We start from the raw sequence: 7564 nt of genomic DNA, 5'->3' as shown, positions 1-7564 counted from the left end.
CAAGCAACCGAGGAACGAGGGAGCGCAGCGCCCGCCGACCGTCGACACCGGGCCAGGAGCGCCCGGAGGCGAACCGAGCCACAAAGAGAGGTGTGGCGAAGGCCACAGAACGATGCATCACCCTGCGTCCACCTGCAGGGTTATGAGGCCGTCGCGGTGGGAAAGGCTGCTGGTGGCCCCGGCCGTGTTGGCCCGGCCCGATCCAAGGGGGATCACATGCCTTTCGCTGAACAGCGCGCCCTCGGCGCCGACAGCGCCCTGACCTCGCACGACGACCCGGAGGGCGAGGATCTCTCCCCGGGTCTCGGCTTCGCCGCCGGCAACGACCCCGGTGAGCCCGAGACCTGGGAGATCATCCGCGTGCACTGCCCGGAGTGCCGCCGCCCGATCGCCCTGGTGGGCGACGAGGAGCAGTTGCCGCAGCACGCGGTGCTGCGGACCGCCTGGCACCCGTTCTCGCCCGCGCTCTGTCCCGGCTCGGGGCTGGCGGCCGACGACCTGCCGGAGTGCGCGCCGCCGCCGGGCGCCGGACCCGCGGACGTGCTCGCCGCGCTGCTCACGCTGCCGGCCCAACTCGACTGGCGGACCCAGCCGTTCTCGCACGTGAGCGGCCCGCGCAGCGAGCCGGCGCGGAACCGGCTGCCGCAGCAGCGGCTGGCCCGGCGCTGAGCCGAGCCGAACCGAGCCCGAACGGCGGGGCGGGGCCACCGAACCCGGTGACCCCGCCCCGCCGGAACTACCACGTCGGCCCGTACGGCCCGGACCTCAGCCCTGGGTGAGGTGACGGCCGATCACCAGGCGCTGGATCTGGTTGGTGCCCTCGACGATCTGCAGCAGCTTCGCCTCGCGCATGAAGCGCTCGGCCGGGAAGTCCTGGGTGTAGCCGTAGCCGCCCAGCACCTGGACCGCGTCGGTGGCCACCCGCATCGCCGTGTCGGAGCAGAACAGCTTGGCCATCGCCGCCTCCTTGGAGAACGCGAGCCCCTCGTCGCGGCGGCGGGCCGCCGACAGGTAGAGCGCGCGGCCGGCCTCGACCTGGGTGGCCATGTCCGCGAGCATGAAGGACAGCCCCTGGAAGTCGGCGATCGGGCGGCCGAACTGGCGCCGGGTGCCGGCGTACTCGACCGCGAGGTCGAGCGCGGCCTGGGCCAGGCCGATCGAGCAGGCGGCGATGCCCAGGCGGCCCGAGTCCAGCGCGGCGAGCGCGATCTGGAAGCCCTGGCCCTCCTCGCCGATCAGCCGGTCGGTGCCGACCCGCACGCCGTCGAAGTGCAGCTGGGCGGTGGGCGAGCTGTTCATGCCCATCTTGTGCTCCGGCGGCGCGGACGAGAGCTGGTCGGCGTCACCGGGCACCAGCAGGCAGGAGATGCCGCGCGGGCCGTCCACGCCGGTGCGCACGATCGCGCTGTAGAAGTCGGCCTGGCCGCCGTGGGTGATCCAGGCCTTGGTGCCGCGGATCACGTAGTCGTCGTCCTCGCGGTCCGCGCGGGTGCGCAGCGCGGCCGCGTCGGAGCCGGACTGCGGCTCGGAGAGGCAGTAGCCGCCGAGCATGCCGCCGCCCAGCATGTCGGGCAGCCAGCGGTCGCGCTGCTCCTGGCTGCCGAAGGTGGCCAGCGCGTGGCAGGAGAGGGTGTGCACGCTGACCCCCAGGCCCACCGCGAGCCAGCCCGCCGCGAGTTCCTCCACTATCTGCAGGTAGACCTCGTAGGGCTGGTCCCCGCCGCCGTGCTCCTCCGGGTAGGGCAGCGAGAGCAGACCGGCCTCGCCCAGGGTGCGGAAGACGTCGCGCGGGAAGCGGCCGGCCGCCTCGTCCTCGGCGGCCCGCGGGAGCAGCTCGCGGTGCACCAGGTCACGGGTGAGGGCGAGCAGCTCGCGCGCCTCGTCGCTGGGCAGCTGGCGATCCACGGGCTTGGGGGGTGCGGCGTTCATGAGGGTGGGTCGCCTCCTGATAGGGGCCCCGGGGTGTCCGGCGCGGCGCTGGGATGGGTGACCACCCGCGACCGGGTCGCGGTGAACGGGCGTTCACATCTGGCGATGCGAGTATGCCCGATCCTGGCCCGCTCGTCACGACCCACCCGCGCCGCACCCGTCCGCGTGGACGGCTGTGACCTGGGGCTGCGCCCCGTGTGAGCGGGCACGGCGCCCGTACAGTGGCGGGATGGATCTTCCCGCCGGTCTGCCCGCCCCAACCGACGGCCTGCCCGCCCTCGCCGAGCGGCTGCGCGCGCCGGCGCCGTCCTGCGGGCCGGTGCGGCTCGTCGCGGTCGACGGCCACGCGGGCTCCGGCAAGACCACCTTCGCCGGGCGGCTGGCCCGGGAGCTGGGCGGGGCGCCGGTGGTGCACCTGGACGACCTGGCGACCCACCGGGAGCTGTTCGAGTGGACCGGGCGGCTGGCCGACTGGGTCCTGGCGCCGCTGGGCCGCGGCGAGCCGGCCCGCTACCCGGCGTACGACTGGGTGGCGCGCGAGTTCCGGGGGGCGCGCGAGATCCCGCCCGCGCCCGTTGTGCTGATCGAGGGCGTGGGCGCCGGCCGCCGCGCGCTGCGTCCGCACCTGGCGGCGCTGATCTGGATGGAGCTGCCGGCCGCCGACGCCCGGGCCCGCGGGCTCCTTCGCGACGGTCCGCAGCTCGCCGCCTTCTGGGAGCGCTGGTCGGCGGCCGAGGCCGCGCACTTCGCCCGGGACCCCAGCCGACCGTTCGCGCAGTTCACGGTGGACGGCCGGACCGGCCGCCCGAACCGCGCACCGTCCCCTAAGCGGCCGCTTGACCAGGGTCGGGCGAGCGACTAAGTTCTCGCCTCGAGCGAAGTTAGTTGATCCCGCAACTAGATCGCCCCCAGACTCGGCACCTCCGGCTCGTTCCCCCCTGAGCCGGAGGTGCCGTTGCGCCGTGCGGATCACCGGCGCGCGCCCCCGACAAGCCGTCAGTACGCCAACGGTCGACGCACACGGCCGATTTGGACCCGCGCGGGACCCTTCCGGATCAGCCCGGCGCCGGTACGATTCCTCACAGGCGCGTATGCGTCCCGGGGGCGCGGCGCTGACACGCCATCGACCGGGCCTCGGTGCACACCACGGGGGGCGTGAGTGACCACTGTCGACAGTGCCGGAAGCACCGGCCCGCACGGCCCGGCCGACCGGGCCTGGCTGCGAGCCATGGACGCCTACACGGCCGGTGCCTACGCCCGCGCCGAGGAGGAGTTCCGTACCGCGGTGCGGCTGGACCCCGCCATGGCGGACGCCTGGCTCGGCCTGCACGCGCTGCGCTGCGACACCTCCGGCGCCCTGCTGGCCATGCACCGCCACCGCAAACGCTTCGGCGAGCAGCGCCGCCGCCACCAGCGCCCGCTCAGCTCCTGGTACTGGCTCGGCTGGTGGGTGCAGCCGGTGCTCGAGGACAGCCGGGACCTGGCGCTGGCGCACGCCTCGCACTGGCTGGACGGCCGACACCTGACCGAGCTGGACCGGGCGATGGGCCAGTGCCCGCCGGCCGACCAGGACCCCTCGGTGCGCTTCCTGCACGCCTGCCGCTCCTACCTGCTCAAGGACTGGGAGCAGCTGATCCGCGACACCGACCAGCTGCTCGACGACGCGCTGCTCGGCATCGAGGCCGGCCTCTTCGGCGGCATGGCCCGGGTGCGCCTCGACATGTGCGCCCAGGCGCAGACCCCGCTGGCCGCCTCGCTGGCCCGCTGCCGCTCCGAGCAGCCGCAGCGCAAGGAACTGCGCTACTGGCTGGCCCGGGCCTACGAGGGCGCGGGGCGCAGCGCGGCCGCGCTGCCGCTCTACCGGGCGGTGCACCGGGCCGACCCGGCCTTCATGGACACCGCGGCCCGGCTCGCCGCGATTGCCGCCGAGGACGGCCTGGGCCTGCTCGAGGAGTTGCCCGGCTTCGGCGCCGGCGAGGGCCTGGGCGAGGGGATCGACGCCGCCACGCTCGACCTGATCGACGGCACCGGCCCGGGCTGCGCCGTCGAGCAGGCCGGCTACGGCGAGTACCCGGACCCGGGCTACCCCGAGCCCGCGTACCCCGAGCCCGGCTACCAGGAGAGCGGCTTCCCCGACGGTGGGTACGCCGAGGCCACCGCCGGGTACCCGGACGGCGATCCCGGCTACCCCGACGGACCGGACGCCGGCCCGCTCCAGCTGGCCGACCAGTTCGCCGACGAGCTGGCCGACCAGCTGACGGACCAGGCGGCCGACCGACCGACGGTGGCCGAGCGGTCCGGGGCGGGCGCGGCGGAGGGCGCCGGCGAGGGCGAGGCGGCGCCGGTGGGCGCAGCGGTCCGGGAGAGCGCGGCCCCCGCGGTGCCGGCCCGGCTCGGCCCCGAGACGAGCGCCGACGGCCGCCGCCAACTGGACGCCGCGCTGGCCGCGCTGGAGCAGATGGTGGGGCTGGATCCGGTCAAGCGCCAGGTCCGCGCGCTCTCCGCGCAGCTGCGGATGGCGGGCCTGCGGGCCGAGCAGGGCCTGCCGGTCCAGCCGCCGAAGCGGCACTTCGTCTTCTCCGGCCCGTCCGGCACCGGCAAGACCACCGTGGCACGGATCCTGGGCCGGGTCTTCCACGCGCTGGGGCTGCTCTCGGGCGACCACCTGGTGGAGGCCCAGCGAGCCGACCTGGTCGGCGAGTTCCTCGGCCAGACCGCGGTCAAGGCGAACGACCTGATCGACTCCGCGCTGGACGGCGTGCTCTTCATCGACGAGGCGTACAGCCTGGCCAACTCCGGCTACAGCAAGGGCGACGCGTACGGGGACGAGGCGCTGCAGGTGCTGCTCAAGCGGGCCGAGGACAACCGCGACCGTTTAGTGGTGATCCTGGCCGGCTACCCCGAGGGGATGAACCGCCTGCTGGCGACCAACCCCGGTCTCAACTCCCGTTTCACCACCCGGGTGGACTTCCCCAGCTACCGCCCGGCCGAACTGACCGCGATCGGCAGCGCGCTGGCGGCGCGGGACGGCGACGCCTGGGACGAGGACGCGGCCGACGAGCTGGCCAGCATCTGCGCGCACGTGGTCGGCGAGGGCTGGATCGACGAGCTGGGCAACGGGCGGTTCATCCGCACGCTCTACGAGAAGTCCTGCGCCTACCGCGACCTGCGGCTCTCGCTGGCCCGCCAGCTGCCCGGGCGCGAGGACCTGGCCACCCTGCGGCTGCCCGACCTCGTGCAGGCCTACGGCGAGCTGATCGACGGCCGGGGGTAGCCGCACCGCCCGGCCGGGGCGACCGGCCCTGCCCCGCTCGCCTGCCGGCCGTCGCCGCCCGGCGGCCCCGTCAGCCGCCGGCGAGCTGCCGGTGGTCCGGGTCGTGCATCTCGCCGACCAGCTCCTCCAGCACGTCCTCCAGCGTGACCAGGCCCAGCATCCGCCCGTCCGCACCGGTCACCGCCGCCAGGTGCGCGGCGGCCCGGCGCATCGCGGCCAGCGCGTCGTCCAGCGGGGTCCGCTCCCCCACCACGGTGATCGGGCGCCACAGCCGTACCGGGATCGGCAGGTCCGGGTCCTCCGCCTCCAGCACGTCCTTGACGTGCAGGTAGCCGAGGATGGCGCCGGCGCCGTCGACCACCGGGAAGCGCGAGAAGCCGGTGGCCACCGCGTGCTCCTCGATCTGCCGGGCCGTCACCGAGGCCGGCACGGTGACCAGCGTCCCCAGCGGCAGCAGCACCTCCGCCACCGGACGGCGGCCGAGCTCCAGCGCGTCCTCCAGCCGCTCCTGCTCGCCCTCCGCCAGCAGGCCCGCTGCCCGCGACTCGGCGAGGATCCAGAGCAGCTGCTCGGTGGTGTAGACCGACTCCACCTCGTCCCTGGGCTCGACCTTGAAGGTCCGCAGCACCAGGTTGGCGAAGGCGTTGAGGAGGCGGATCACCGGACCGAGCAGCCGCGCGAGGCGGTCCAGCGGCGGGCCGAGCCAGAGCGCGGCCCGCTCGGGGGCGGCCAGCGCGACGTTCTTGGGCACCATCTCGCCGATCACCATGTGCAGGAAGACCACCAGGGCCAGCCCCAGGGCGTAGGCGATCGGGTGGATCAGCAGCCCCGGCAGGCCGATCGCGTGGAAGGGCCCCTCCAGCAGGTGCGCGATGGTCGGCTCGGCCAGCGCGCCGAGCAGCAGCGAGCAGACCGTGATGCCCAGTTGGGCGGCGGCCAGCATCGCCGAGACGTTGCTGAGCGCGTGCAGCACGGTGCGCGCCCGGCGGTCGCCGGCGTCGGCCAACGGCTCGATCTGGCTGCGGCGCACCGAGATGACCGCGAACTCGGCACCGACGAAGTAGGCGTTGCCCAGCAGCAGCAGGAGCGCGGCGAAGAGCTGGAGGGCGATCATCGCTGCCCCTGCCCGCCCGCGGTGCGCACCAGGCGCACCCGGGTGGTGCGGTGCCGGTCGACCGCCTGCACGGTCAGCTCCCAGCCGGGCAGCTCGACCTGCTCGCCGGCCTCGGGGATCTTGCCGAGCAGGTCGGCCAGCAGGCCGGCCAGCGTCTCGTAGGGGCCGTGCGGGGCGTCCAGGCCGATCGACTCCAGCTGGTCGAGCCGGGCCCGGCCGTCGGCCAGCCAGGCGGACCGGCCACCGGCGGCCGGCAGCGCGAGCAACTCGGGGGTGGCGCCGGGGTCGTGCTCGTCGCGGACCTCGCCGACGATCTCCTCCACGATGTCCTCCAGCGTCACCACGCCGGCCGTGCCGCCGTACTCGTCGATCACGATGGCCATCGGCTGGCGGTGCCGGAGCTGCTCGAGCAGCCGCTCGGCGGGCAGCGTCTCGGGGACCAGCAGCGGCGGGCCGGCCAGGTGGGCCACCGTCACCGCGGTGCGCCGGGCGCTCTGCACGCCGAGCGCGTCCTTGAGGGTGACCGTGCCGGTGACCTCGTCCAGGCTGCCGCGGTAGACCGGGAAGCGGGAGAAGCCGGTGGCCCGGGTGAGGTTGACGACGTCGGCGGCGGTGGCGTCCTGGTGGAGGGCGGCCACGTCCACCCGCGGCGTCATCACGCTCTCGGCGGTCAGGTCGGCCAGGCTCAGGGTGCGCACGAAGAGCAGCGCGGCGTCCGGCGCTATCGCCCCGGCCTTGGCCGAGTGCCGGGCCAGGAACGCCAGCTCGCCGGGGGTGTGCGCGTGCGCGAGCTCCTCGGTGGGCTCCAGGCCCAGCGCCCGCACCAGCCGGTTGGCGGTGCCGTTGAGCACGCTGATCACCGGCCGGCAGGCGGCGGTGAAGGCGCGCTGCGGGGCGGCGACCGCGCGGGCCACCTGCAGCGGGCGGGAGATCGCCCAGTTCTTCGGGACCAGCTCGCCGATCACCATCTGCAGCACGGTGGCCAGCAGCAGGCCGACCAGCACCGCGATCCCGGTGGCGGCCGAGGCGGGCACGCCCAGCGCGGTGACCACCGGGCTGAGCAGCCGGGAGAGCGCCGGCTCGGCGAGCATGCCGACCACCAGCGAGGTGACGGTGATGCCGAGCTGGGCGCCGGAGAGTTCGAAGGAGAGCCGGCGCAGCGCCTTGCGCAGGCCGATCGCACGGCGGTCGCCGGCTTCGGCGGGGGGGGCGGGCGCGCCCCGCTCCCCCGGCACGCAGGAGAACAC

At 75.0% G+C, this 7564-nt stretch carries 6 protein-coding genes; 3 read left to right on the top strand and 3 right to left on the bottom strand.

The features are described from left to right. Window positions 1–216 precede the first annotated feature (216 nt). On the top strand, window positions 217–669 hold the full coding sequence (locus ABD323_RS30425) for a hypothetical protein (RefSeq protein WP_344445249.1): 453 nt from the start codon (window positions 217–219) through the stop codon (window positions 667–669). Between the two features lie 96 nt (window positions 670–765). Here the strand turns inward: ABD323_RS30425 and ABD323_RS30420 are convergent, their stop codons facing one another. Beyond that, window positions 766–1929, bottom strand: a complete 1164-nt coding sequence (locus ABD323_RS30420; RefSeq protein ID WP_344445248.1) for an acyl-CoA dehydrogenase family protein — start codon at window positions 1927–1929, stop codon at window positions 766–768. A gap of 229 nt (window positions 1930–2158) precedes the next feature. Here ABD323_RS30420 and ABD323_RS30415 point away from each other — a divergent pair, with 229 nt between their 5' ends. Then, entirely contained in the window at window positions 2159–2791 is a 633-nt protein-coding gene (locus ABD323_RS30415; protein WP_344445247.1) for a uridine kinase family protein, read from the top strand. A gap of 366 nt (window positions 2792–3157) precedes the next feature. Next, window positions 3158–5203, top strand: coding sequence for an AAA family ATPase (locus tag ABD323_RS30410; RefSeq protein WP_344445250.1), 2046 nt, complete (start codon window positions 3158–3160; stop codon window positions 5201–5203). 70 nt (window positions 5204–5273) lie between these two features. Here the strand turns inward: ABD323_RS30410 and ABD323_RS30405 are convergent, their stop codons facing one another. Then, entirely contained in the window at window positions 5274–6317 is a 1044-nt protein-coding gene (locus ABD323_RS30405; protein ID WP_344445246.1) for a hemolysin family protein, read from the bottom strand. Beyond that, window positions 6314–7564: hemolysin family protein (locus ABD323_RS30400; protein WP_344445245.1), on the bottom strand; the 1251-nt coding region annotated here is incomplete at its 5' end. The genes ABD323_RS30400 and ABD323_RS30405, both read right to left, overlap by 4 nt.

The organism is Kitasatospora nipponensis (genome assembly GCF_039528135.1).
GTDB classification, from domain to species: domain Bacteria; phylum Actinomycetota; class Actinomycetes; order Streptomycetales; family Streptomycetaceae; genus Kitasatospora; species Kitasatospora nipponensis.
Note: the sequence above shows the minus strand (reverse complement) of the source record. Positions and strands in the feature narration are given on the sequence as shown.